Annotated in this window: 24 protein-coding genes; 16 read left to right on the top strand and 8 right to left on the bottom strand. The window is 69.5% G+C overall.

What is annotated here, in order from left to right:
* From whiA to EIO58_RS02840, 7 genes are all read left to right on the top strand, one after another.
* A partial coding sequence (whiA, locus tag EIO58_RS02870; protein ID WP_127818190.1) for a DNA-binding protein WhiA occupies positions 1-420 on the top strand: 420 nt, incomplete at its 5' end.
* Between the two features lie 143 nt (positions 421-563).
* Positions 564-1,190: a superoxide dismutase gene (locus EIO58_RS02865; protein WP_127818189.1), complete on the top strand. Its 627-nt coding sequence runs from the start codon at positions 564-566 to the stop codon at positions 1,188-1,190.
* Positions 1,191-1,292: 102 nt separating this feature from the next.
* Positions 1,293-2,303 carry a type I glyceraldehyde-3-phosphate dehydrogenase gene (gene gap / locus EIO58_RS02860; RefSeq protein ID WP_127818188.1) on the top strand — a complete coding sequence of 337 codons (1,011 nt, stop codon included), beginning with the start codon at positions 1,293-1,295 and terminating at the stop codon, positions 2,301-2,303.
* A gap of 9 nt (positions 2,304-2,312) precedes the next feature.
* Positions 2,313-3,527 carry a phosphoglycerate kinase gene (locus tag EIO58_RS02855; RefSeq protein ID WP_127818187.1) on the top strand — a complete coding sequence of 405 codons (1,215 nt, stop codon included), beginning with the start codon at positions 2,313-2,315 and terminating at the stop codon, positions 3,525-3,527.
* Complete coding sequence (tpiA, locus tag EIO58_RS02850) at positions 3,518-4,309, top strand: triose-phosphate isomerase (protein ID WP_127818186.1); 792 nt, start codon at positions 3,518-3,520, stop codon at positions 4,307-4,309. The genes EIO58_RS02855 and tpiA overlap by 10 nt, the downstream gene beginning before the upstream one ends.
* A gap of 125 nt (positions 4,310-4,434) precedes the next feature.
* Positions 4,435-4,683, top strand: a complete 249-nt coding sequence (secG, locus tag EIO58_RS02845; RefSeq protein ID WP_127818185.1) for a preprotein translocase subunit SecG — start codon at positions 4,435-4,437, stop codon at positions 4,681-4,683.
* Positions 4,683-5,039, top strand: coding sequence for an RNA polymerase-binding protein RbpA (locus EIO58_RS02840; protein ID WP_127818184.1), 357 nt, complete (start codon positions 4,683-4,685; stop codon positions 5,037-5,039). Before secG ends, EIO58_RS02840 begins: the two co-directional genes overlap by 1 nt.
* 179 nt (positions 5,040-5,218) lie before the next feature.
* On the opposite strand, the gene pgl is transcribed toward EIO58_RS02840, so the two are convergent.
* From pgl to tkt, 6 genes are read right to left on the bottom strand one after another with little or no spacing between them, the layout of a single operon-like run.
* On the bottom strand, positions 5,219-5,998 hold the full coding sequence (pgl, locus tag EIO58_RS02835; RefSeq protein ID WP_127818183.1) for a 6-phosphogluconolactonase: 780 nt from the start codon (positions 5,996-5,998) through the stop codon (positions 5,219-5,221).
* Positions 5,999-6,027: 29 nt separating this feature from the next.
* The gene (locus EIO58_RS02830) at positions 6,028-6,984 is read right to left on the bottom strand and encodes a glucose-6-phosphate dehydrogenase assembly protein OpcA (protein ID WP_127818182.1); all 957 of its coding nucleotides are present in this window, start codon (positions 6,982-6,984) and stop codon (positions 6,028-6,030) included.
* On the bottom strand, positions 6,981-8,531 hold the full coding sequence (gene zwf, locus EIO58_RS02825) for a glucose-6-phosphate dehydrogenase (protein WP_127818181.1): 1,551 nt from the start codon (positions 8,529-8,531) through the stop codon (positions 6,981-6,983). The genes EIO58_RS02830 and zwf overlap by 4 nt, the downstream gene beginning before the upstream one ends.
* A gap of 15 nt (positions 8,532-8,546) precedes the next feature.
* A complete protein-coding gene (locus EIO58_RS02820; RefSeq protein ID WP_127818180.1) occupies positions 8,547-10,169 on the bottom strand; it encodes a glucose-6-phosphate isomerase in 1,623 nt (540 codons plus the stop codon).
* A complete protein-coding gene (tal, locus tag EIO58_RS02815; protein ID WP_127818179.1) occupies positions 10,166-11,287 on the bottom strand; it encodes a transaldolase in 1,122 nt (373 codons plus the stop codon). The genes EIO58_RS02820 and tal overlap by 4 nt, the downstream gene beginning before the upstream one ends.
* 18 nt (positions 11,288-11,305) lie before the next feature.
* A complete protein-coding gene (gene tkt / locus EIO58_RS02810) occupies positions 11,306-13,432 on the bottom strand; it encodes a transketolase (protein ID WP_127818178.1) in 2,127 nt (708 codons plus the stop codon).
* A 322-nt stretch (positions 13,433-13,754) separates the two neighbouring features.
* On the opposite strand from tkt, the gene EIO58_RS02805 reads away from it, so the two are divergent.
* Entirely contained in the window at positions 13,755-14,696 is a 942-nt protein-coding gene (locus tag EIO58_RS02805) for a heme o synthase (protein WP_127818177.1), read from the top strand.
* Positions 14,697-14,757: 61 nt separating this feature from the next.
* Here the strand turns inward: EIO58_RS02805 and EIO58_RS02800 are convergent, their stop codons facing one another.
* Both EIO58_RS02800 and EIO58_RS02795 read right to left on the bottom strand, forming a co-directional pair.
* Positions 14,758-15,222, bottom strand: a complete 465-nt coding sequence (locus EIO58_RS02800) for a dinucleotide-utilizing enzyme (protein WP_127818176.1) — start codon at positions 15,220-15,222, stop codon at positions 14,758-14,760.
* 88 nt (positions 15,223-15,310) lie between these two features.
* Positions 15,311-16,318 carry a COX15/CtaA family protein gene (locus EIO58_RS02795; protein WP_127818175.1) on the bottom strand — a complete coding sequence of 336 codons (1,008 nt, stop codon included), beginning with the start codon at positions 16,316-16,318 and terminating at the stop codon, positions 15,311-15,313.
* A 299-nt stretch (positions 16,319-16,617) separates the two neighbouring features.
* Between EIO58_RS02795 and sufB the strand changes: the two genes are divergently transcribed.
* From sufB to EIO58_RS02755, 8 genes are all read left to right on the top strand, one after another.
* Positions 16,618-18,036 (top strand): Fe-S cluster assembly protein SufB, encoded by a 1,419-nt coding sequence (sufB, locus tag EIO58_RS02790; protein ID WP_127818174.1) that lies wholly within the window; start codon positions 16,618-16,620, stop codon positions 18,034-18,036.
* Positions 18,036-19,226, top strand: coding sequence for a Fe-S cluster assembly protein SufD (gene sufD, locus EIO58_RS02785; RefSeq protein WP_127818173.1), 1,191 nt, complete (start codon positions 18,036-18,038; stop codon positions 19,224-19,226). Before sufB ends, sufD begins: the two co-directional genes overlap by 1 nt.
* Positions 19,223-19,552, top strand: a complete 330-nt coding sequence (locus tag EIO58_RS02780) for a non-heme iron oxygenase ferredoxin subunit (RefSeq protein WP_127818172.1) — start codon at positions 19,223-19,225, stop codon at positions 19,550-19,552. The genes sufD and EIO58_RS02780 overlap by 4 nt, the downstream gene beginning before the upstream one ends.
* A 24-nt stretch (positions 19,553-19,576) precedes the next feature.
* On the top strand, positions 19,577-20,371 hold the full coding sequence (gene sufC / locus EIO58_RS02775) for a Fe-S cluster assembly ATPase SufC (protein ID WP_127818171.1): 795 nt from the start codon (positions 19,577-19,579) through the stop codon (positions 20,369-20,371).
* A 9-nt stretch (positions 20,372-20,380) separates the two neighbouring features.
* Positions 20,381-20,710, top strand: coding sequence for a metal-sulfur cluster assembly factor (locus EIO58_RS02770; RefSeq protein ID WP_045298811.1), 330 nt, complete (start codon positions 20,381-20,383; stop codon positions 20,708-20,710).
* A gap of 51 nt (positions 20,711-20,761) precedes the next feature.
* Complete coding sequence (locus tag EIO58_RS02765; protein ID WP_127818170.1) at positions 20,762-22,357, top strand: serine hydrolase; 1,596 nt, start codon at positions 20,762-20,764, stop codon at positions 22,355-22,357.
* Between the two features lie 483 nt (positions 22,358-22,840).
* Positions 22,841-24,061, top strand: coding sequence for a MalY/PatB family protein (locus EIO58_RS02760; RefSeq protein WP_127818169.1), 1,221 nt, complete (start codon positions 22,841-22,843; stop codon positions 24,059-24,061).
* 115 nt (positions 24,062-24,176) lie between these two features.
* On the top strand, positions 24,177-24,773 hold a 597-nt coding region (locus EIO58_RS02755), incomplete at its 3' end, for an MFS transporter (RefSeq protein ID WP_127818168.1).

Below are 24,773 nucleotides of genomic sequence, written 5' to 3'. Positions count from 1 at the left end.
CGCGAGGGCGAGGCCATCCGCGCTGCCCTCGCCGCGATGGGTGCGGCACGTGCCGCCTCCGAGTGGGATCAGCTGCGCCAGCGGCGCGAGGTGCGCGCGGGCGTCAATCGGCTCGTGAACTTCGACGACGCCAATCTGCGGCGCTCCGCACAGGCGGCTGTGGCGGCATGCGCGCGCGTCGAGCGGGCGCTCGAGATCCTGGGCGACGAGGTCCCCGAGCACCTCCGCGAGGCCGGTGAGCTGCGGCTCGCGCACCGCGATGCGAGTCTTGACGAACTCGGCCATCACGCCGATCCGCCGCTCACCAAGGATGCCGTGGCCGGGCGCATCCGCCGTCTGCTGGCGATGGCAGACAAGAAGGCGGACGCCGACGGCCTGCCCGGCACCGAGTCTGCCGTGCCCGCCGGCATCGAGGACTGACGCAGCCTGTTCCGGGCTCGCAGTATTCACCCTGTCCCACGGGAAGCAACCCCCTCGTCGGGGCGTTGGCGCTCAGTAGGATGAAACCCGTCACCCTCGCAGCACCGGGGCTCTCGGCGCCGCGCCGACAGGAAGAAGAGAACATGGCGAAGTACACCCTGCCCGACCTCCCCTACGACTACGCCGCCCTCGAGCCGCACATCAGCGGCAAGATCATGGAGCTGCACCACAGCAAGCACCACCAGGCGTATGTGACCGGGGCCAACACCGCGCTCGAGCAGCTTGCCGAGGCTCGCGAGTCCGGCAGCCTCGCGAACGTGAACAAGCTCGAGAAGGACCTGGCGTTCAACCTCGGCGGTCACGTCAACCACTCGATCTTCTGGACGAACCTGTCTCCGGAGGGCGGCGGTGAGCCCGAGGGGGAGCTGCGCGCAGCGATCGATGAATTCTTCGGCGGATTCGACAAGTTCCAGGCCCACTTCACCGCTGCCGCCACCGGCATCCAGGGGTCGGGCTGGGCCGTCCTCAGCTGGGACCCGATCGGCGAGCAGTTGCTCATCCAGCAGCTGTTCGACCAGCAGAGCAACACCGCGCAGGGCACGATCCCGGTCTTCCAGCTCGACATGTGGGAGCACGCCTTCTACCTCGACTACCTCAACGTCAAGGCCGACTACGTCAAGGCGGTCTGGAACATCGCGAACTGGCAGAACGTCGCGCAGCGCCTCGAGGCCGCCCGCCAGAAGACCTCGGGCCTGCTGGTACTGTCATAGCAGGCGCGGCGTCCCGGCGGGACCGCTCGCCGGGACGCCGTTGTCCAGTCTGAATCGCACCAAACCGCGCATTCGCGCACGACACTTCTCAGGAGACACTCCGTGGCTGTCAAGATCGGCATCAACGGCTTCGGCCGAATCGGACGCAACTACCTCCGCGCGGCGCTCGCGCAGGGTGCGGACCTCGACATCGTGGCGGTGAACGACCTCACCGACAACAAGACTCTCGCCCATCTTCTGAAGTACGACTCGGTCGGCGGCCCGTTCAGCGAGTCCGTCTCGTACGACGGCGACTCGATCACCATCGGCGGCAAGTCCATCAAGGTCTTCGAGGAGCGCGACCCCGCGAACCTCCCGTGGGGCGAGCTCGGCGTCGACATCGTCATCGAGTCGACGGGGCGCTTCACCAAAGCCGAGGACGCGAAGAAGCACATCGCGGGCGGCGCCAAGAAGGTCCTCGTCTCGGCCCCCGCGACCGGTGACGACGTCACGATCGTCATGGGCGTGAACGAGGGCGAGTACGACCCCGAGAACCACGTCATCATCTCGAACGCGTCGTGCACGACCAACTGCCTCGCGCCCCTCGCGAAGGTCTTCAACGACGCGTTCGGCATCGAGCGCGGCTTCATGATGACCGCCCACGCGTACACGGCCGACCAGAACCTGCAGGACGGACCGCACGGCGACCTGCGCCGTGCCCGCGCCGCCGCGATCAACATCGTCCCGGCCTCGACCGGTGCGGCCAAGGCCATCGGCCGCGTGCTGCCCGAGCTCAACGGCAAGCTCAGCGGCTCCTCCTATCGCGTCCCGGTCCCGACGGGCTCGATCGTCGACCTGACGATCATCACCCCGACCGAGGGCCTCACCGCCGAGCAGGTCAACGCGGCGTACCAGGCCGCCGCCGCCGATGGTCGCCTCGCCCCCTACCTGGAGTACACCGAGGACCCGATCGTCTCGAGCGACATCCAGCTCAACCCGCACTCGTCGATCTTCGACGCAGAGCTGACCAACGTCAGCGGCAACCTGGTCAAGGTCTCGGCGTGGTACGACAACGAGTGGGGCTACTCGAACCGCCTCGTCGACCTCACCGAGTACGTCGCCGAGCGTCTGTAAGTCGCCGCCATGGCTCTGCGCACCCTCGATTCGCTGGGTTCGCTGGCCGGCAAGCGCGTCATCGTCCGTGCTGACCTCAATGTCCCGCTCCGGGACGGGGTCATCACGGACGATGGCCGTGTGCGGGCCACGCTCCCCACGCTCAACGCCCTGATCAACCAGGGCGCCCGCGTCATCGTCTGTTCGCACCTCGGGCGTCCCGACGGCGCGCCCGACCCGAAATACAGCCTCGCACCGGTCGCGCAGCGGCTCTCGGAGCTGCTCGGCAAGCCGGTCGCGTTCGCGCGCGACACCGTGGAGGAGTCGGCCAAGGAGGCGGTCGCCGCCCTCGAGGACGGCGACGTCGCGGTGATCGAGAACCTGCGGTTCAACGCGGGCGAGACGGCGAAGGACGACTCCACGCGCCGCGCGTTCGCGGAGGAGCTCGCGGGTCTCGGCGACGTGCTCGTGTCGGACGGCTTCGGTGTCGTCCACCGCAAGCAGGCGTCGGTCTACGACCTCGCTCAGCTCCTGCCGTCGGCCGCAGGGTTCCTCATCGAGAAGGAGGTCGACGTCCTCGACCGCCTGACCGAGAACCCCGAGAGCCCGTACGCCGTCGTTCTGGGCGGATCGAAGGTCAGCGACAAGCTGGGCGTCATCGAGCACCTGCTGCCGCGCGTCGACAAGCTCCTCGTCGGCGGCGGCATGATGTTCACCTTCCTCGCCGCCGAGGGCCACAAGGTCGGCTCGAGCCTGCTCGAGCAGGATCAGCTCGACACGGTGCGCCGCTACATCGCCCAGGCGAAGGAGCGCGGCGTCGAGCTCGTGCTGCCCGTGGACGCCGTGGTCGCGGCATCCTTCTCGCCTGATGCCCAGCACGTCGTGGCGCGTGCCGACGCGCTCGAAGACACCGCCTTCGGCGCCTCGGGGCTCGGTCTCGACATCGGGCCTGAGACCGCGACGCTGTTCGCCGACGCCGTGCGCGGATCGAAGACGGTCTTCTGGAACGGCCCCATGGGCGTGTTCGAGATGCCCGCATTCGCGGCCGGCACGAAGACCGTCGCGAAGGCCCTCACCGAGGTCGACGGCCTCTCGGTCGTCGGCGGAGGCGACTCGGCCGCGGCCGTCCGCCAGCTCGGATTCGCCGACGACGCGTTCGGTCACATCTCGACCGGCGGCGGCGCAAGCCTCGAATTCCTCGAGGGCAAGAAGCTCCCCGGACTGGAGGTCCTCGGATGGCAGTGACCACCCGCACCCCGCTCATCGCAGGCAACTGGAAGATGAACCTCGACCACCTGCAGGCGGTCGCGTTCGTGCAGAAGCTGCACTGGACGCTGAAGGATGCCAAGCACGAGGACGGGTCGGTGGAAGTCGCGGTCTTCCCGCCGTTCACCGACCTGCGCACGGTGCAGACGCTGCTGGACGCCGACAAGATCCCGTTCGCGCTCGGCGCGCAGGATCTCTCGGCGCACGACAGCGGCGCCTACACCGGCGAGGTGTCGGGGGCGTTCCTGGCGAAGCTCGACGCGCGCTACGTCATCATCGGCCACTCCGAGCGCCGGCAGTACCACGCCGAAACGGACGAGGTCGTGGGGTCGAAGGTGCAGGCGGCGCTCCGTCACGGCATCGTGCCTGTGATCTGCGTCGGCGAGACCAGCGAAGACCTCGAGAAGTTCGGTGCGAGCGCCGTGCCGGTCAGCCAGCTCTCGGTGGCTCTCGAGGGCCTGAAGGCGGATGCCGAGATCGTGGTCGCATACGAGCCCGTCTGGGCGATCGGCTCGGGCCAGGCGGCGACGCCGGACCAGGCCCAAGACGTGTGTGCGAAGCTCCGTGAGGTCGTGGCTGCGAAACTCGGAGAGGAGGCCGCGGCGCGCACGCGCATCCTGTACGGCGGATCGGTGAAGGCCGCGAACATCGCGAGCTTCATGCGCGAGCCCGACGTCGACGGGGCGCTGGTCGGCGGGGCGAGTCTGGTCGTAGAAGAGTTCGCCGCGATCATCCGCTACCAGAAGCACGTCGGCGTGTGAATCCGTTTCGTCTCGCTTCGCCCTCAACGCCCGGTCGTCGAGCGAGCGAAGCGAGACGAAACGAGGTGATGGTTATACTTGACCCTTGTGCGATCGGCGATCGATCGCAACGAAAGGCCTACACAGTGCAGATCCTCGAGTTCGTCCTGCAGGTGCTCCTGGGCATCACGAGCCTCCTGCTGACCCTTCTCATCCTGCTCCACAAGGGACGCGGCGGCGGCCTGTCCGACATGTTCGGCGGAGGCATGACCTCTGCCCTCGGCTCGTCCGGGCTCGCTGAGCGCAACCTCAACCGGTTCACGGTGATCCTCGCGCTGGTGTGGTTCGCCGCGATCGTCGCGCTCGGCCTGATGACCAAGTTCCAGGCGCTCTGATGGCGACCGGAGGCAACGCCATCCGCGGCACCCGTGTCGGTGCCGGGCCGATGGGCGAGCAGGACCACGGCTTCCACGCCGAGCGCATCGCGATCTCGTACTGGGACGCGCTGGGCAACGAGACGGTCCGCTACTTCGCCGCGGGCATCCCCGAGGAAGAGATCCCCGAGACGATCGACTCACCGCACTCGGGCCTTCCCGCCGGACGCGACAAGGACAACCCGCCCGCCCTCGCGAAGACCGAGCCCTATAAGACGCACCTCGCGTACGTGAAGGAGCGCCGCACCGAGGAAGAGGCAGACGCCCTTCTCGAAGATGCGCTCAAGCAGCTGCGCGAGCGCCGCGGCCAGGGCTGAACCACATTCATGCGGGAAGAGCGGATGCCTCGGCATCCGCTCTTCCCGCATGTGCAGAGGTCCCGATACTCTCGCTTCGGTGCCTGAGTGGCGAGGAACGGGGCCGAATCGAACGGCGCTACTCGACCTCGGCCAGACTCGCAACACGCGCGCTGGCGCTCGCACTCCTCCGAACCGCGTCAATACTCCTGATCGATGAGGTCGGGAGGGACCTGCGAGGCCGCGGCCTCGTCGACGAAGAACACCGTGCGCTTGCGACCCTTCGCGCCGGCAGCGGGCACGCTCTCGTAGCTGGCGCCGGCCAGCGCCAGACCGAGGGCTGATGCCTTGTCGGCCCCGGAGATCACGAGCCATACGCGCTGGGAGCCGTTGATGACGGGCCGCGTCATCGTGATGCGCTCGGGCGGCGGCTTGGGGGAGTCGCGCACAGCCACCACGGCACGATCGGTGATCTGGATCTCGGGGCGGTCGGGGAAAAGCGACGCGATGTGAGCGTCGGGGCCTACGCCCAGGAAGCACACATCGAATGACGGCCATGGCCCATCGAGGCCCGGGAATGCCGCGAGGTCGCGCGCGTACGCCTCTGCCGCGACGTCGAGATCCGGCTCGGCGTCACTCGCGAGGGGCGCGTGGATGTTGACTTCGGGGATGTCGAGCCGATCGAGGAGCGCGTCGCGGGCCTGCTGGTCGTTGCGATCGGCGTCGCCGCGCGGCACGAACCGCTCGTCGCTCCACCAGAAGTGCACCAGCGACCAGTCGATGCGGTCCACGCGGTCGCTACGGGCCGCGGCGGCCAGCACGGCAGATCCCATCGACCCCCCGGTGAGCGAGATGTGCGCGAGCTTGCCCTCGTCGGTGCGCTTGGCGACCCGGCTGAGAAAGCGAGCCGCAACCGACTCGGCGAGCGTCGCCGGATCGGGACTGATGACGACGCGTTTCTCTGCCCAGGCTTCAACCATGCTCGCCACTCACCCGTGAGAACCGCTCATCAGACGTGCGTCTCCTTCGTCGCCGGCGGGTCGAGGAGCTCCCAACCCTCCGTGATGACTCGACCATACAGGACGTCCGGGTCGAGGCGCCGAAGCTCCTCGGCCAGGCATTCGCGCAGCGTGCGGCGTGGGAATGCGAGCTCGTGGCTCGGCTGCCCGGGCTGGGTGAGGATCGCCACCCCCGGAGTGGGGCGCTCGAGCAGCACCTCTCCGCTCGGCCGCACCAGGGCGACCGACTTGATGCCGTGCGGCCACTCCTCGGGATCGAGGTATTCCCAGTCGACCCTCACGTCCAGGGCGAGCCGCAGCCACGCCGCGAGGAGGGCGGTGGAGGGCGAGTCGGACGCACCGCGCACCCGGACGCCGACGACGGGCTCGTACGGCGGCTGATCGAGGATCGCCGCGAGCTGCTCGCGCCAGCGCGTGAGGCGCGTCCACGCGAGGTCGGTGTCGCCCGGGGCGTACTGCTCACCGAGGCTTGCGACCCACGCCGACGGGTCGGCCTTGGTCGCCGCATCCGTGATGCGCCGCTGCGCGATTCTGCCGATCGAGGTCTTCGAGATGTTCCCGGGGGTGCGGTTCGGCCACCACACGACGACGGGAGCGTCGGGGAGGAGGAGGCCCGTCACCAGGCTCTCGAGATTCGACTCGCCCGCCTCGCCGAAGGCGCGCAGCGTCACGACCTCGCTCGCCCCGGCATCGCCGCCCACCCGGATCTGGGCGTCCAGGCGCGACTCGCCGTCGTCGCCGTCCGGGATCATCAGCACGATGACGCGCATCGGGTGCTCGCGCGAGGCGTCGTTGGCGGCCTCGATCACCTCTTCGACCGCGGCCTCGCGCGTGAGGATGACAAGGGTCAGCACACGGCCGAGCGCGACCGCGCCGCCCTCTTCGCGTACGCTGACGAGCGCGCGCGAGATCTTGCTGACAGTGGTGTCGGGAAGGTCGACGATCACGGGCGCCTCCAGCTACGGCCGTCGCGGGCGAGCATCTCGTCCGCCGATGCCGGGCCCCAAGACCCGGGCGAGTACTGTTCGAGCGGCCCGCCCTGGGCTTCCCAGAACTGCTCGATCGGGTCGAGGATCCGCCACGAGAGCTCGACCTCTTCGTGACGCGGGAACAGCGGCGGGTCGCCGAGGAGCACGTCGAGGATGAGTCGCTCGTAGGCTTCGGGGCTCGCCTCGGTGAAGGCGTGGCCGTAGCCGAAGTCCATCGTGACATCGCGCACCTGGGCGCCGGCGCCTGGCACCTTGGAACCGAAGCGGATCGTGACGCCCTCGTCGGGCTGCACGCGGATCACGAGGGCGTTCTGCCCCTGGCCGGATGTCTGGCTGCGCGAGAAGAGCAGCTCGGGGGCGCGCTTGAACACGACCGCGATCTCGGTCACGCGGCGGCCGAGCCGCTTGCCCGTGCGCAGGTAGAACGGCACCCCCGCCCAGCGGCGGGTGTTCACCTCGAGGGTGATCGCGGCATATGTCTCGGTCGTGGAGTGCGGGTTCATCCCGTCCTCCTCGAGGAAGCCGAGCACCTTCTCGCCGCCCTGCCAACCGCCCGCGTACTGACCCCGCGCCGTCGACCGGGCGAGGTCTTCGGGTCGCGTGACGGCGGCGAGCACCTTCTCCTTCTCGGCGCGGAGATCCTTCGCGTCGAACGAGATGGGCTCCTCCATGGCAGTGAGGGCCATGAGCTGCAGGAGGTGGTTCTGGATGACGTCGCGCGCGGCGCCGACGCCGTCGTAGTAGCCCGCTCGACCACCGACGCCGATGTCTTCGGCCATCGTGATCTGCACGTGGTCGACGTAGTTGCGGTTCCAGATCGGCTCGTACAGCTCGTTCGCGAAGCGCAGCGCCAGGATGTTCTGGACCGTCTCCTTGCCGAGGTAGTGGTCGATGCGGAAGATCGAGTCGGTCGGAAACGCCGAGCGCAGCACGTCGTTGAGAGCGCGCGCCGACTCCTGGTCGTGGCCGAACGGCTTCTCGATCACCACTCGCCGCCATCGGTCGGGGCGGTCGGCCGTGTCGTCCACGAGTCCTGAAGCCTTCAACTGCTCGGCGACGACCGGGAAGTCCTTGGGCGGAATCGACAGGTAGAACGCGTGATTGCCCATCGTGCCGCGCTCGGTGTCGAGGCGGTCGACGGTCTCGCGCAGGCGACGGAACGCGTCCGGGTCGCCGAACTCGCCGGAGACGAACCGGATGCCCTGAAGCAGCTGCTGCCACGTCTCGTCGCGGAACTCGGTGCGCGCGTGTCGGCGCACCGCGTCGTAGACGACCTGGGCGAAGTCCTGGTCCTCCCAGTCGCGGCGCGCGAACCCGACCAGCGCGAAGCCCGGGGGCAGCAGGCCGCGATTGGCGAGGTCGTAGACGGCAGGCATGAGCTTCTTGCGGGAAAGGTCTCCCGTGACGCCGAAGATGACGAGCGCGCTCGGACCGGCGATGCGGTTGAGGCGACGATCCTCGGGGTCGCGCAGCGGGTTGTGCCCGCGCGAGATCTCGACGGTCATTTGAGGCTTGAGCTCCTACTGGGCCGCTTCGAAGAGCGACATCACTTCGATCTGGGGGTCGGTGAGCGTCAGGGTGACCACGGGGCGGCCGTGGCCGTCGGCCAGGACGCCCGCATCGCCCGCGGCCTGCGCACGGATGAGCTGGCCGAATGTGAAGGGTCTGCCCGGGATCTCGAGGTCGACGTCTGTCTGCTCGAGGATCTGCAGAAACACGCCGTTGGCGGGACCGCCCTTGTGGTACTGCCCGGTGGAATGGAGGAATCGCGGGCCCCAGCCGAACGTCGTCGGGCGCCCGGAGTCTGCGGCGACGAGCTCGCGCAGGCCCGCGAGCTGCGGCAGCTCGAGCCGGTTGACGTACGCCTGGATGGCGACGTACCCGTCCTCGGGGAGGCGCGCCCACAGTGCGTCGAGCACGCCGGCGACGGTTCCGGATGCCGCGAGCTCGGGATCCGACACGCGGACCTCGACGCCTTCGACGGTGAACGCCGGGACGGTCGGCTCCGGACGCGCGTCCAGCAGGCCGCGAGTGGCGACCTTGGCGGACTCGACGTCGGGCTGATCGAAGGGGTTGATCCCCAGCATCCGTCCGGCGATCGCCGTCGCGTACTCCCACACCACGAACTGCGCGCCGAGCGACCCGCTCACGAGGATCTCGCCCTCATGCTGCTCGAACAGGTGGAACTGCTTGGCCTCGTCGACCAGTCGCACGATCTGCAGGTCGGCCGCCTTGCTTTCGACCTCGGGGGAGACCGGCAGCAGGACGACGGGCAGGATCCCGGTGCCGTCCTTGCCGGTGGACTCCGCGATCAGCTGCTCGATCCAGTCCGGCAGGCCCACGATGTGGGTGCCGTCGGTGATGAGACCGAGCTTGTCGCGCCGGGGCTCCCCACCGGCGATCGCCGCCGCGAGCACCAGTGCGGGATTGTCGGGGCTGTCGATCGCCACCTCGAGCAGCGAGGCCTCTGCCTCGTCGAGCAGTTCGCGGATGTCGGCACCGGCGAGCCCCGCCGGCACGAGCCCGAACGCGGTCAGAGCGGAGTACCGTCCGCCGACCGTCGGGTCGGCGTTGAAGACGGTGTATCCGTCGGCCCGCGCGGCCTCGTCGAGCGGCGAGCCCGGGTCGGTCACGACGACGATGCGCTCGGCGGGATCGATGCCCAGGTCGCGGAACGCCGCCTCGAACGCGCGCTTGGCCGAGTCGGTCTCGATGGTCGATCCCGACTTCGACGACACCACCAGCACGGTCCGGCCGAGGCCGCCGCCCTCGGTGTCGCCATCGAGGGCTCCCAGCACCTGGCCGGGCGCCGTCGAGTCGAGGATCACCAGCGGCACGCCCGTCGTCTGGGCGATGACCTCGGGTGCGAGCGACGAGCCGCCCATCCCCGCGAGCACCACCCGCGTCACCCCCTGGGCGCGCAGTCGCGCGCGCAGGGCCTCGATCTCGGCGATGAGAGACCGCGAGACCTCCACCGCCTGCACCCAGCCGAGCCGCTGCGAGGCCTCGGCCTCGGCATCCGGCCCCCACAGCGACGCGTCGCCCGCCGTGATGCTCGAGGCCACCAGGCTCGCGGCGAGCCCCGGCAGCGTCTCGTGCACGACGGATTTGACGCGTCCGCTGAGGTGGATGTCGAAGCTCATCGTGTGGCCTGCAGCGCGTCCTCGAGCGCCGTCTTGACGGTGCCCTGCAGGTCGTGCCACGACGCGATGAACTTGTCGACTCCCTCATCCTCGAGCACCTGGGTGACGTCGTCGAAGTCGACGCCCACGGCGGCGAGGCGCGCGAACACCTCATGCGCGGCCGCGTAGGTGCCCGTCACGGTGTCGCCGGCGATCTGGCCGTGGTCGAACGTCGCCTCGAGCGTCTTCTCGGGCATCGTGTTCACGGTGCCGGGGGCGATGAGCTCGGTGACGTACAGCGTGTCGGGAAGCGCCGGGTCCTTGACGCCGGTCGACGCCCACAGCGGACGCTGGACGTGGGCCCCGGCATCCGTCAGCGCCTTCGCGCGGTCGGTGGCGAACTCCTTCTCGAAGAGCTCGTACGCCAGGCGCGCGTTCGCGACGCCCGCGAGCGACTTGAGCCCGGCCGCCTCGTCGGTGCCGATCGCGGTGAGGCGCTTGTCGACCTCGGTGTCCACGCGCGAGACGAAGAACGACGCGACGGAGTGGATCTGCGAGATGTCGTGGCCGTTGGCTCGGGCCTGCTCTATGCCCGACAGGAACGCGTCGATGACCTCGGCGTAGCGCTCCAGGCTGAAGATCAGCGTGACGTTGACCGAGATCCCCTCGGCGAGCGTCGCGGTGATCGCCGGGAGGCCGGCCTTCGTGGCGGGGATCTTGATGTGGACGTTCGGCCGGCCGACCCTCGCCCACAGCTCCTTGGCCTGTGTGATCGTGCCCTCGGTGTCGTGCGCGAGGTCGGGGGAGACCTCGATCGACACGCGGCCGTCGATGCCGTCCGTCGCGTCATACACCGGCCGGAAGATGTCGGCCGCGTCGCGGACGTCGTCGGTCGTCGCGGCGAAGATGGCCTCGTCGACCGACGCGCCGGCCTGGGCGAGCTCGGTGATCTGCGCGGCGTAGGCATGACCGCCGCCGCCGATGGCGCCCTGGAAGATCGTCGGGTTGGTCGTCACGCCGCAGACGTTGCGCGTCGAGATGAGTTCGGTCAGGTTCCCGGAGGTGATGCGCTCGCGCGACAGGTCGTCGAGCCAGATGCTGACGCCCGCCGCGACCAGCTTCTCGGTAGGGGTGCTCATGCTGCCTTCTCCTCGTGCTTACTGTGCCGCGCCGGCAGCGGCCACGATGGTCTCGCGGGCCGCGTCGACGACGGCGTCGGCGGTGATGCCGAACTTCTGGAACAGGGTCTTGTAGTCTGCCGACGCCCCGAAGTGGTCGATCGCGACGGAACGGCCGGCGTCGCCGACGATGCCGCGCCACGTGAGCGGCGACCCAGCCTCGACCGACACGCGCGCCTTGACGGCGGCGGGCAGCACCTTCTCGCGGTACGCCTCGTCCTGCTCGGCGAACCACTCCAGCGACGGAGCAGACACGACGCGCGCGTTCACGCCCTCGGCTGCGAGAGTCTCGCGTGCGGCGACCGCGAGCTGCACCTCGGAGCCGGTCGCGATCAGGATCACGTCCGGGGTGCCGTTGGGGGCCTCCGCGAGGATGTACGCGCCCTTGGCGACGCCGTCGGTCGAGGCGAACACGTCGCCGGACGCCTCGCCACCGTTCTCGTCATCTGCACTGGCACGGGGGAACACCGGGATGTTCTGTCGCGTCAGCGCGATGCCCGCGGGTCCGCCTTGGCGGCGCAGGATCTCGAGCCACGCCGCCGCGGTCTCATTGGCGTCGGCCGGGCGCACCACCGTGAAGTTCGGGATCGCGCGCAGCGTCGCGAGCTGCTCGACCGGCTGGTGCGTGGGACCGTCCTCGCCGAGGGCGACGGAGTCGTGGGTCCACACGAAGATCGACGGGATGTCCATCAGTGCCGCCAGACGCAGCGAGGGACGCATGTAGTCGCTGAAGATGAGGAACGTCCCGCCGAACGGGCGGGTCGGGCCGTGGAGCTTGATGCCGTTGACGATCGCGGCCATCGCGTGCTCGCGAATGCCGAAGTGAAGCACGCGACCGTACGTGTCGCCCGACCACTCGTGCGTCGACCACTCCGACGGAATGAAGGACTTCGCGTCCTTGATCGTGGTGAGGTTCGACTCGGCCAGGTCGGCCGAACCGCCCCACAGCTCTGGCAGCGCCGCGGCGAGCGCATTGATGACGAGGCCCGACGCGGCACGCGTCGAGACGTCCTTGCCGACCTCGAACGACGGCAGCGCGGATGCCAGGTCCTCGGGCAGCCCGCCGGCCAGCAGCCGGTCGAGCAGAGCCTTGCGCTCGGGGTTGGCCGCGGCCCAGGCGTCGAAGGACTCCTGCCACGTGGCACGCCCTTCGGCGGCGCGATCCTTCAGGGCGCGGGTGTGCGCGAGCACGTCGTCCGCCACGACGAAGGACTGCTCGGGGTCGAATCCGAGGACCTGCTTCGTGGCGGCGAGCTCGTCGGCGCCGAGCGCAGAGCCGTGGATCTTCCCGGTGTTCTGCTTGCCGGGGGAGGGCCAGCCGATGATCGTGCGCAGGATGATGAGCGACGGCTTGACGGTCTCGCCCTTGGCCGCCTCGATCGCGGCGTACAGCTCGGCGACGTCTTCGACGTACTCGCCCGTCTTCTTCCAGTCGACGGTCTGCACGTGCCAGCCGTACGACTCGTAGCGCTTCGCGACATCCTCGGTGAAAGCGACGTCGGTGTCGTCCTCGATCGAGATCTGGTTGGAATCGTAGATCGCGATGAGGTTGCCCAGTTGCTGATGGCCGGCGAGACTCGAAGCCTCGCTCGTCACGCCCTCCTGCAGGTCGCCGTCGCTGGCGATGACGTACACGAAGTGGTCGAACGGCGACGTGCCCGCCGGAGCCTCCGGGTCGAACAGGCCGCGCTCGTAGCGGGCGGCATAGGCGAACCCGACCGACGAGGCCAGTCCCTGGCCCAGCGGCCCGGTCGTGATCTCGACGCCGGCGGTGTGGCCGTACTCCGGGTGGCCCGGCGTCTTCGAGCCCCACGTGCGCAGCGCCTTCAGATCGTCGAGCTCCAAGCCGAAGCCGCCGAGGTAGAGCTGCACGTACTGGGTCAGCGAGGAATGGCCCGCCGACAGGATGAACCGGTCTCGGCCCAGCCAGTGCGTGTCGGCCGGATCGTGCCGCAGCACCCGCTGATACAGCAGATACGCGGCCGGCGCGAGGCTCATCGCGGTTCCCGGGTGGCCGTTGCCGACCTTCTCCACGGCATCCGCCGCCAGCACGCGAGCGGTGTCCACCGCGCGCCGATCGATCTCATCCCAACGCAGATCCGTCACCGGGCCGCCTTTCTCGAGGAGGTGCGCCCGTCGAACGAGACCGGTCCGCGGCCCTTGTCCGGACGGAGAAGGGGGAATCGGCGGGCGGGCGCGCGTGTGGTCTCAGCATAGCGAAGCGGGGTGCCGCCGAGGCCATGCGAGCCCCTGTGTGACAGAGTCTTGCGTTCTGCGCCGCGCGCTGCGTGTCGCAGGAGTGTCGTCGCGGTCACGATCCGCTCACGCGTGACGCGTTCACAATGTGAGGGCGCCGCTGCCGGACCGGGGCCGCCGCACGCGATGCCATAGACTTGACCGAGTTCTGCTGGCGGCGATTGCGGGGGCGATGGACATCACGAAGACGGCCGGGTCCGAGGCATCCGCCGACGTCCCGCACCGCTCCCGCCAGGGCTTCGGCCGCACCGTCCGCGCGTACGTCGCACTCATGAAGCCGCGCGTGCTCGAGCTGCTCCTGGTGACGACGGTGCCCGTCATGATCCTCGCGCAGGGCGGTTTCCCGACCCTGTGGCTGGTCCTCGCCACCGTGATCGGCGGCACCGCGAGCGCCGGCTCCGCCGCCGCGTTCAACATGTACCTCGACCGCGACATCGACGCGCACATGCAGCGCACCGTGAACCGTCCGCTCGTGACCGGTGAGGTCTCGCCGCGGGGCGCGCTCGTCTTCGCGTGGACGCTCGCCGTGTTCTCGACGGTGTGGCTGTGGCTCACGACGAACTGGCTCGCCGCGACGCTGTCGGCCTCGGCGATCTTCTTCTACGTCGTCATCTACACGATGATCCTCAAGCGCCGCACTGAGCAGAACATCGTCTGGGGCGGCATCGCGGGCTGCTTCCCGGTGCTCATCGGCTGGACCGCGGTGACCGGCTCGCTGGCGTGGCCGCCGGTCATCCTCTTCGTCCTCGTCTTCCTGTGGACGCCGCCGCACTACTGGCCGTTGTCGATGAAGTACAAGGAGCAGTACGAAGAGGTGCACGTGCCGATGCTCGGCGCCACCCGCAACGGCTCACAGGTCGGCCTGCAGGTCATCCTCTACGCGTGGGCGACCGTCGCGTGCTCGCTGCTGCTCGTCCCCGTCGCAGGCATGGGCGCGGTGTACACGGTGTCGGCGCTGGTCTTCGGCGGCTGGTTCATCTACGAGTCGCACGTGCTCTACACCCGCGCGGTGCGCGGCACCGAGCCCCGTCCGATGCGTGTCTTCCACGCGTCGATCACGTACCTGACGCTCCTGTTCGTGGCGATCGCGATCGATCCGCTGCTGCCGTTCTGACGCCTCGACGCACGAAGGCCGCCCGGCGATCCGGGCGGCCTTCTTCGATCCGGCTGAGGTGTCAGCGGGCGACGGATCCCTCGTCTGCCGGGTTGTCTGCCGGCTTCTCCGCAGGCTCGCCTGAGGCGGGCGTGGTGTCGATCGCCTCGGTGTAGCCGAGGCCGCGCTGGTAGCCGTGCTCCCCGGTCGGCACGTCGTCGCCCGTGTCGGAATGAGCGTCGGCGTCCCCGTCGATCGGCTCGACGACGTCCGCTGGCGCGTGCGGACGCAGGGTCGAAGCGGCCGCGACCGCGAGAGTCAGCAGCACGCCGACGATGCCGGCGCCCAGGACGACGGCACCCGCGATCGCGATCGACGGGCCCGCGTACACCTCGATCGCGCCGTCGGCCGTCTGGGCGACGACGCCGGCTTGAATGCGCCCGACTCGATCGATGACGAGCCAGGCGCCGACGGCCGTCAGCGCGAGCGAGACAACCAGGAGCAGCCAGAACGGGATGCTGCGGACGAGACGGGGACGGGTGGACATGTGTCGATCACTCCTCGGATGCGCTGGCCCGGGTGGCTGCGGCATCCCCACCCTACGCAGGTCCGCCCGGGCGGGTCCGATGCGAACCCTATGCATCCTCTGTGTGCGACGCGGTCGCCCCACGCGCGACGGCGGGGGCGGTGAGGTGCATCGTCACGGCCGTCATCGCGGCCACGAGGATGACCGCGAGCACCATGTGGATGTTGACGAGCCAGATCGGCAGGCCCGTGCGCGCCTGCCACAGGCCGACCGCGATCTGCGCGAACTCGACGGCCAGGAGCAGCAGGGTCCACAGCCGCAGGCGCAGCGGCGGAGGCGTGCGCCACGCGCCCGCGAGGAGCACGAGCGTCAGCGCGAACGTCCCGTAGGCCGGCCACGCGTGCACGTGCTGCATGAACTCGGGATTCAGCCCGTTGCGGGCCGCCCCGCCGTCCCCGGCGTGCGGACCGGATCCCGTGACCAGGATGCCCACCACCACCGTGATCAGCACGAGTGCGCTCGTGAGATGCGTGGTGACGGCGTACCACCGCGGGACGGCGAGGGACCGGGGACCGGGCGTCGCGTACACGCGCACGACGAGGGCCGCCGCGAGCGCCACCAGCAGGACCGAGGCGAAGTAGTGCAGGCCGACGACGTACGGGTTCAGGTTCGTCAGCACCGTGATGCCGCCGATGATCGCCTGCAGCGGCACGTACAGCCCGATCACGAGGCTCAGCCAGAACAGGTCTCGCCGCGTGCGCCGCATGCGCACCACGAAGAGGAACATGACGATGGCGACCGCGACCAGAACGAAGGTCAGCAGGCGGTTGCCGAACTCGATGACGCCGTGGATGCCCATCTCGGCCGTCGCGACGAGCGAGTCCTCGGTGCACTGCGGCCACGTCGGACAGCCGAGTCCCGAGCCGGTGAGCCGGACGAGGCCGCCGGTGCCGACGATGCCGATCTGCACGGCGAGGGTCGCCCAGGCCGCCGCGATGACGCGGCGGTCCACCGTGTCGGGGAGCCAGTCCCGCAGGTGCAGCCAGGCGGCGGCCCCCCGGGTCCACCGGCGCTCTCGCGAGCCGCTCGCCGTCGTGATGGTCGGTTCGGCGGACATACGGGTCGTGGCCTCCTGGCAGGGGGCACCGCCCACCGCGCATGCGGGGTGCGCCGCGACTCTCGGCGAGAAAGACGCGGCGCGGCCTCGGGCGGGGCGGAACCTGTAGAATCGAAGGGTCGGTTGCGCGCGCACTCAGCCACCAGGGCCAGAGGCGCGGAGCACCACTGACAGTCTAGGCGCGATGGTCAGCGCCGCATGAGAGGGCCCGAGAAGCGGCATCCCCCTCCGGTATCTCCACCGGAGGTCAAGGCTGCCGGGACGGCTGACACCGCCCGGGCCCGGAGGAGAACGTGACGATGTCTGATGTGCTGATCGACCGCCCGGAGCTGGATGGCCTGGGTGTCTACGAGTTCGGGTGGCATGATGCCGACGCCGCGGGGGCCGTGGCGAAGAGGGGCATCGACGACTCGGTGGTCCGCGGGATCTCGGCCCTCAAGAACGAACCCGAATGGATGCTGAAGACCCGGCTGAAGGGCTACCAGCTGTTCGGCCGCAAGCCGATGCCGACGTGGGGGGCCGATCTCTCCGAGATCGACTTCGACAACATCAAGTACTTCGTGCGCTCCACCGAGAAGCAGGCCGGTTCGTGGGAGGAGCTCCCCGAGGAGATCCGCAACACGTATGAGAAGCTCGGTATCCCCGAGGCCGAGCGCCAGCGCCTGGTGGCCGGAGTCGCCGCGCAGTACGAGTCCGAGGTCGTCTACCACCAGATCAACGAGCAACTCGAGGCGCAGGGCGTCATCTTCATGGACACCGACACCGCGCTGCGCGAGCACCCGGAGTTCTTCGAGGAGTACTTCGGCACCGTCATCCCCGCCGGCGACAACAAGTTCGCGGCGCTGAACACGGCGGTGTGGTCGGGCGGTTCGTTCGTCTACGTGCCTCCGGGCGTCCACGTCGAGATCCCGCTGCAGGCGTACTTCCGCATCAACACCGAGAACATGGGCCAGTTCGAGCGGACGCTCATCATCGCCGACGAGGGCTCGTACGTGCACTACATCGAGGGCTGCACGGCGCCGATCTACAAGAGCGACTCGCTGCACTCCGCCGTCGTCGAGATCGTCGTGAAGAAGAACGCCCGCGTGCGGTACACGACGATCCAGAACTGGTCGAACAACGTCTACAACCTCGTCACCAAGCGCGCGGTCGCGCACGAGGGCGCGACGATGGAGTGGATCGACGGCAACATCGGCTCGAAGGTCACGATGAAGTACCCGTCGATCTTCCTGATGGGCGAGCACGCCAAGGGCGAGACCCTCTCGGTCGCGTTCGCCGGCCCCGGCCAGCACCAGGACGCCGGCGCCAAGATGATCCACATGGCCCCGTACACGCAGTCCTCGATCGTCTCCAAGTCGATCGCACGCGGCGGCGGGCGCGCGGGATACCGCGGCGAGGTGCGCGTGGACGCCAACGCGCATCACTCGGCCAACACCGTCCGCTGCGACGCCCTGCTCGTCGACACCATCTCGCGCTCCGACACGTACCCGGCGATCGACATCCGCGTCGATGACGTGCAGCTCGGCCACGAGGCCACCGTCTCCAAGGTCAGCGAGGAGCAGCTGTTCTATCTCATGAGCCGGGGTCTGCCCGAGGATGAGGCAATGGCGATGATCGTGCGCGGCTTCATCGAGCCGATCGCCCGTGAGCTGCCCATGGAGTACGCGCTCGAACTCAACAAGCTCATCGAGATGGGCATGGAAGGATCCGTCGGCTAGTGAGCTCTGCGACTCAGGCCCCCGCCACCGTTCCCGGCGCGAAGGGCCACTCCGATGGCGCCGGTGCGTTCGTCCCGGTTCAGACCCGCTCCGAGCGATTCCGCTCCTACGACCCGGCCGCCTTCGAGGCGCCCACCGGGCGGGAGGTGAACTGGAAGCACACGCCTGTGACACGACTGCAGCGCCTGTTGGCGGATGCCGCAGGCGACGTCGGTGCGGTCTCCCTCGCGGTGACGGGCCCGCTGGCTGCGGCCGGCCTTCCGGTCGGCGCTCTGCCGCGCGGCGAGGTGTTCGAGCCTGAGGACCTCCCTGCCGCGGTCGCGTGGGGCCGGTCGGCAGAGGCGCTCTACGTGAAGATCCCCGCCGAGGTCGAGCTCGACGAGCCCGTGATCGTCGAGGCCGTCGGCGGCGGTGCCGACCTCGTCGCGCACGCCCACGTCGTGGTCGAGGCATCCCGTCACAGCCGCGCCACGGTCGTCCTGCGTCACGCAGGCTCGGCTCAGTTCGCGCAGAACGTCGAGATCATCGTGCGCGAGGGCGCGCAGCTCGAGCTCATCACCGTGCAGCGGTGGGACGACGACGCCGTGCACGCGGCGTCGCACCAGGGCCGTGTCGAGCGTGACGCGACGCTGCGGCACATCGTGGTGAGCTTCGGCGGCGGCGTCGTGCGGGTGAACCCCAGCATCGAGCTGGCCGGCACCGGTTCGCGCGCCGAGCTCTACGGCCTCAGCTACTCCGACGCCGGTCAGCATCTCGAGAGCCAGGTGTACCTCCACCACAAGGGCGCCGAGACCACGGGCGACGTCCTCTACAAGGGCGCGCTCCAGGGGGAGGGTGCGCGGAGCGTGTGGATCGGCGACGTGCTCATCGGACCGGATGCCGTGGGCACCGACTCCTACGAGGCGAACCGCAACCTCGTGCTCACCGACGGCGCGCGCGCCGAGTCCATCCCGAACCTTGAGATCGAGACGGGCGACATCCGCGGCGCCGGTCACGCCAGCGCGACCGGCCGCTTCGACGACGAGCAGCTGTTCTACCTCCAAGCACGGGGCATCCGAGAGGACGAGGCGCGTCGCCTGGTCGTGCTGGGCTTCCTCGCCGAGATCGTGCAGAAGATCGGCGTCGAAGACCTCGAGGCCGAGCTGTTCGCGGTCATCGAGGAGGAGCTCGCCAAGGAGGTCACGCGATGACCGCCCAGCGCGTGTGCGGCCTCAGCGAACTCGTGCAGGACGAAGCCCGCCGCGTCGAGGTGGGCGGCGTGGCGATGGCGGTCGTGCTCGACGGGAATGGCGAGGTTCACGCGATCGGCGACACCTGCACGCACGGTGACATCTCGCTGGCCGAGGGCTTCGTCGACGGCGACACGCTCGAGTGCTGGGCACACGGCTCGGCCTTCTCGCTGCGCACAGGAAAGCCCCTCAACCTCCCCGCGTACGAGCCGGTCCCGGTGTTCGCTGTCACGATCGACGGCGATGACGTGCTCGTCGACCCGAGCGTCAAGCTCGATCTGAACTGACAAGAACTGAAGAAGGTAGTCACCATGTCTGTCCTCGAGATCCGCGACCTCCACGTGACGGTCGAGACGGATGCCGGAATCACACCGATCCTCAACGGCGTGAGCCTCACCGTCCGCACCGGTGAGACGCACGCCATCATGGGCCCCAACGGCTCGGGCAAGTCGACCCTCGCGTATACGATCGCCGGTCACCCGAAGTACACCGTCACGAGCGGCTCCATCGCGCTCGACGGCGAAGACGTGCTTGCGATGCCGGTCGACGAGCGCGCCCGCGCGGGGCTGTTCCTGGCAATGCAGTACCCCGTCGAGATCCCCGGCGTCACCGTCACCAACTTCCTCCGCACCGCCAAGACCGCGATCGACGGCGAGGCGCCCTCGATCCGCACCTGGACGAAGGACGTCAAGGCGTCGATGAAGAATCTGCGCATGGACCCGAAGTTCGCGCAGCGCAATGTCAACGAGGGTTTCTCGGGCGGCGAGAAGAAGCGCCACGAGATCCTCCAGCTCGAGCTCCTGCGGCCGCAGATCGCAGTGCTCGACGAGACCGACTCGGGCCTCGACGTCGACGCGCTCAAGATCGTGTCGGAGGGCGTCAACCGCGCGAAGGACGACACCGACCTGGGCGTGCTGCTCATCACGCACTACACCCGCATCCTGCGCTACATCGCTCCGGACTTCGTGCACGTCATGGTGGGCGGGCGCATCGTCGACGAAGGCGGGCCCGAGCTCGCCGACCGACTCGAGGATGAAGGCTACGACCGCTACCTGCCCTCGGGTGAGGAAGAGCCCGCCGAGGCTCCCCTCGCCGGCGAAGCGTAGGATCGTTATATGACCGCAACACTCACGCCCGAGAAGTACGACGAGGTCACCGAGGCTCTGAAGGACGTCATGGACCCCGAACTGGGGATCAACGTCGTCGACCTCGGTCTCATCTACGATCTCGCGTGGGACGACGAGAACGACGCGCTGGTCATCCACATGACTCTGACATCCGCCGGATGCCCGCTCACCGATGTGCTCGAGGAGCAGACGGCGCAGGCGCTCGACGACATCGTCGAGCGGTTCCGGATCAACTGGGTCTGGATGCCGCCGTGGGGTCCCGAGCGGATCACCGACGACGGACGCGACATGATGCGCGCGCTCGGTTTCGCCATCTGAGGGGACCTGGGTCCCTCGGCACGGGGCGGGCGAGTGTGTCACACTCGCCCGATGGCCCCTCTCAGTGCGCGGCTCGTCTCGGCGGCGGCCCTGGCCGCTCTCGTCGGCTTCACCGCGACGTCCTGCACGCTCACGGATGCGGCATCCGACCGCTCAGCGACCCCCACGGCGACCGCCGACCCGAACCCGGGAGCCGACGCCATGGCGACGGTGACGCCGGCGCAGGTCGAGGCCGCCGTGGCCGATCTCGGCGATTCCATCGAGGACGCGATGGCGGCGACCGGGACGCCCGGGATCGCCGTCGGTGTCGTGTACCGCGGTGAGCTCGTGTACGCCGAGGGGTTCGGGGTGCGCGACGTCGACACCGGCGAGCCGGTCGACGCAGACACCGTCTTCCCGCTGGCTTCGCTGTCGAAGTCGCTGAGCGCGACCGTGGTGGCGCGCGCGATCGACGAGGGCATCGTCGCATGGGACACGCCCGTGGCGGACAACCTCGAGGGCTTCACCCTGTCTGACCCGTATGTCGGTGCGCACGTCACGATCGCCGACATGTTCGCGCACCGCTCGGGGCTCTACGAGCACGCCGGCGACGAGCTCGAAGAGATCGGCTACGACCGAGCGGACGTGCTCGAGCGACTGCGGTACATCCCGCTGGAGCAGTTCCGGGCCATCTACCACTACGGCAACTTCGACATCACCGCGGCGGGGGAGTCGGTCGCGCGGGCGGCCGGCGAGGAGTGGGCCGATCTCGCCGAGCGCCTGGTGTACGAGCCCCTCGGCATGGACTCCACGAGCTTCCGCTTCGCCGATCTCGAAGCACGCGACAACCGCGCGCTCGGACATGTCGAGCGCGACGGCGAGTGGATGGTCACCCCGGAGCAGCGCCGGCCGGATGAACAGGCGCCCGCCGGCGGTGCGAGCTCGAGCATCGCCGATATGAGCACGTGGCTGCGCGTCGTACTCGCCTCTGGCGTGCACGACGGCGAGGAGTTCGTCTCGCCCGAAGCGCTCCTCCCCGCCGTCTCGCCCGAGATGCCGATGGGCGTGCCCGGCGCGTTCGGATCCCGCTCGGGCTTCTACGGCTACGGGTTCAACGTCGGCACGACCGCCGGCGGCCTGGTCGACGTCAATCACTCGGGCGCGTTCGCCCTCGGTGCGGGCACCGTGTTCAAGATGCTCCCCGCGGCGGGTCTGGGGCTCGTCGTGCTCTCGAACGGCGCCGCGAACGGGGTGCCGGAGGGGATCGCCGGCCGCTTCGTCGACATCGCCCAGTTCGGCCACGAGCGGCGAGACTGGCTCGCGCTGTACGGCAGCGTGGTCGAAGACCAGATGGCTCCTCTCGGTGAGCTCGTCGGCGAGGATCCGCCCGCCGACCCGGCACCGGCGGACGAGCTCGCGTCATACGCGGGGGAGTACGCGAACGAGTACTTCGGCCCGGCCCGCGTGACCGTCGAGGGCGAGACGCTCGCACTCAGCTTGGGCCCCACCGGCAGCTGGCCGCTCGAGCACTGGTCGGGCGACGAGTTCGTCTTCCGCCCGGAAGGCGAGAACGGCACGCCCGGGACTGTCTCACGGGCCACGTTCGACAGTGACACGCTGGTGCTGGAGTACTTCGACCAGCACGGTCTCGGGACTTTCACCCGCTGACGCGCTGCCCTGCCCGAGGTAGCGACGAGTCGTCAGCTCCCTGGACGCATTCCACAGCGCGGCGGATGCGCCCTCGTCCGTCGCCACCTCGGCGAAGGGCACGCCTTCGACGTCGGGGCGGGTCTTCGAGCCCGCCGGCCCCCAGAACAGGCCCGCCGTCACGGGTGGCGACGCGGCGGCGGCGAGGATGCCGACATCGCCGGGTTCGGGCTCGCGGCCGATCGCGCGGGCCAGTAACCGGGTGACTCGGTCGGGGAGCGGTCCGAGGGCGCGTGCCCCGCGCTCCTCGAGCAGATCGATGCGCTGCGTGCCGCGGCCGCTCGCGCGCCGAGAAGCTCGCGACGATCGAGAAGTCGCTCGCCTCCTACCTTCTCGCCAACGCCTGACCCGCGCCCGCAGTCGTGCCGCGGCCGCTCCCGCCGAAGCGCTTCACACGATGACGCAGAAGGGATGCCGCCTCTCAGCGCTCGATAGGGTCGAAGCGTGAGCGCCACCCCACTGCAGACCCTGCCGATCGATCAGCTCCGCCGGCGATCGAGCACCAAGTGGCGCAGGTACCCGGCCGACGTGATTCCGATGTTCGTGGCCGAGACGGACTTCGTCCCTGCCCCGGCGATCACGGCGGTGCTCGCACGCGCCGTCGAGCTCGGTGATACGGGGTACACCCCGCCCGACCCGGGGCTGGCGACCGCGTACGCGGGGTTCGCGCAACGGCGGTTCGGCTGGAGCGTCGACCCCGCACGCATCCGCACCACCTGCGACGTCATGGTGGGCGTCGTCGAGATCCTCCGCCGCGTGACGTCTCCGGGCGACCGCGTCGTGATCACGCCCCCGGTCTACCCGCCGTTCTTCGACTGCATCCCCGAGGCGGGCGCTGTCGTGGAGCGCGTTCCACTCGTCGATACCGGCGCATCGTGGGAGCTCGACCTGCGGGGGATCGAAGCGGCGTTCCAGGCCGGCGCGCGCGCGATCCTGCTGTGCCACCCGCATAACCCGACCGGCACAGTGCACGCGCGCGAGACGCTCGCCGAGCTGGCGGATCTCGCGGAGCGGTACGCGGCGGTGGTCGTCAGCGACGAGATCCACGCGCCGCTCACGATCCCCACGGCCCCTCCACGCTCCGTTGGCGCGTCGCGCGCAGCCGATGACCGCGTGGGCCCGGCCGGGGCGACGTTCACGCCCTTCCTCGACGCGTCGCCGGCCGCGGCGCGCGTGGGCTACACAGTGGCCAGCGCGAGCAAGGCGTTCAATCTCGCCGGCCTGAAGTGCGCGCTCATGGTGACCGCCGACGACGCCACGACCGCCGTCGTGCGAGCTCTGCCCAACGAGATCGAGTGGCGGACCGGGCTCTTCGGGGCGCTGGCCGCCGTCGCGGCGTTCTCTCCCGAGAGCGACTCGTGGCTCGACGCGCAACTCGCGGCGCTCGACGACAACCGCCGGCTCCTGGCCGAACTGCTGGCGGAGCACGTCCCGGGCGCGCGCTACCGGATCCCCGACGCCGGATTCCTGGCGTGGGTGGATCTCTCCGATCTCGGCTGGGGCGACAACCCCGCGGTGAAGGTCCTGCGCGACGCGAAGGTCGCCCTGCATCTCGGGCCGCTGTTCGGCGACGAGGGCAAGGGGCACGTCCGCATCAATTTCGGCTGCTCCCCGGAACTGCTGCGCGAGGGCGTCGATCGCGTCGGATCGCTCGTCACGTCGTGACCCCCGAGAGCGGTTCCGACTCGACGCCCTTCGTCCGTGAGGCATCACGCCGCCATCCGACCTCGAGCGCCACGCCCCGGCCTTGCGTGGCAGCGCGGAAAGCTAGCCTGGACGGATGACGTCGCCGACCGTGCAGGAGACCGAGGGAAGAGGGGTCTGGCAGTCGCGGTACGTCTGGGTGACCGTCGGCGCCGTCGCGCTCATCTTCCTCGCGGCGATGCAGTCCCTCGCCGTGACCACGGTGATGCCGGTCGTCAGCGACGACCTGGACGGCGACCGGCTCTACGCCGTCGCCTTCGCGGGCATCCTCGCGACGAGCGTCATCGGCATGGTGGCGGTGGGCGCGTGGTGCGATCGCGGCGGAGTGCTCGCCCCGCTGACGACGGCGGTCGTGCTTTTCGTCGTGGGCCTGCTGATCGCCGGCCTCGCGCCGACGATGCCGTTGCTGGTCGTCGGCCGGCTCGTGCAGGGGCTCGGAACCGGAGGGCAGACCGTGGCCCTCTACGTGGTCGTCGCGCGCGTCTACCCCGGAGCGCTCCACGGTCGCGTGTTCGCCGCGTTCTCGGCGGCGTGGGTCGTTCCCTCGCTGATCGGCCCGTTCCTGGCCGGCGCCGTCACCGAGTTCCTCCACTGGCGATGGGTCTTCCTGGGCGTCGCGGGCCTCACCGTCGCGGCATTCGCCCTCGTGGTCGCGCGCCTCCACGGCCGCCCG

This window comes from Microbacterium sp. CPCC 204701, assembly GCF_004010105.1.
Lineage (GTDB): Bacteria > Actinomycetota > Actinomycetes > Actinomycetales > Microbacteriaceae > Microbacterium.
Note: the sequence above shows the minus strand (reverse complement) of the source record. Positions and strands in the feature narration are given on the sequence as shown.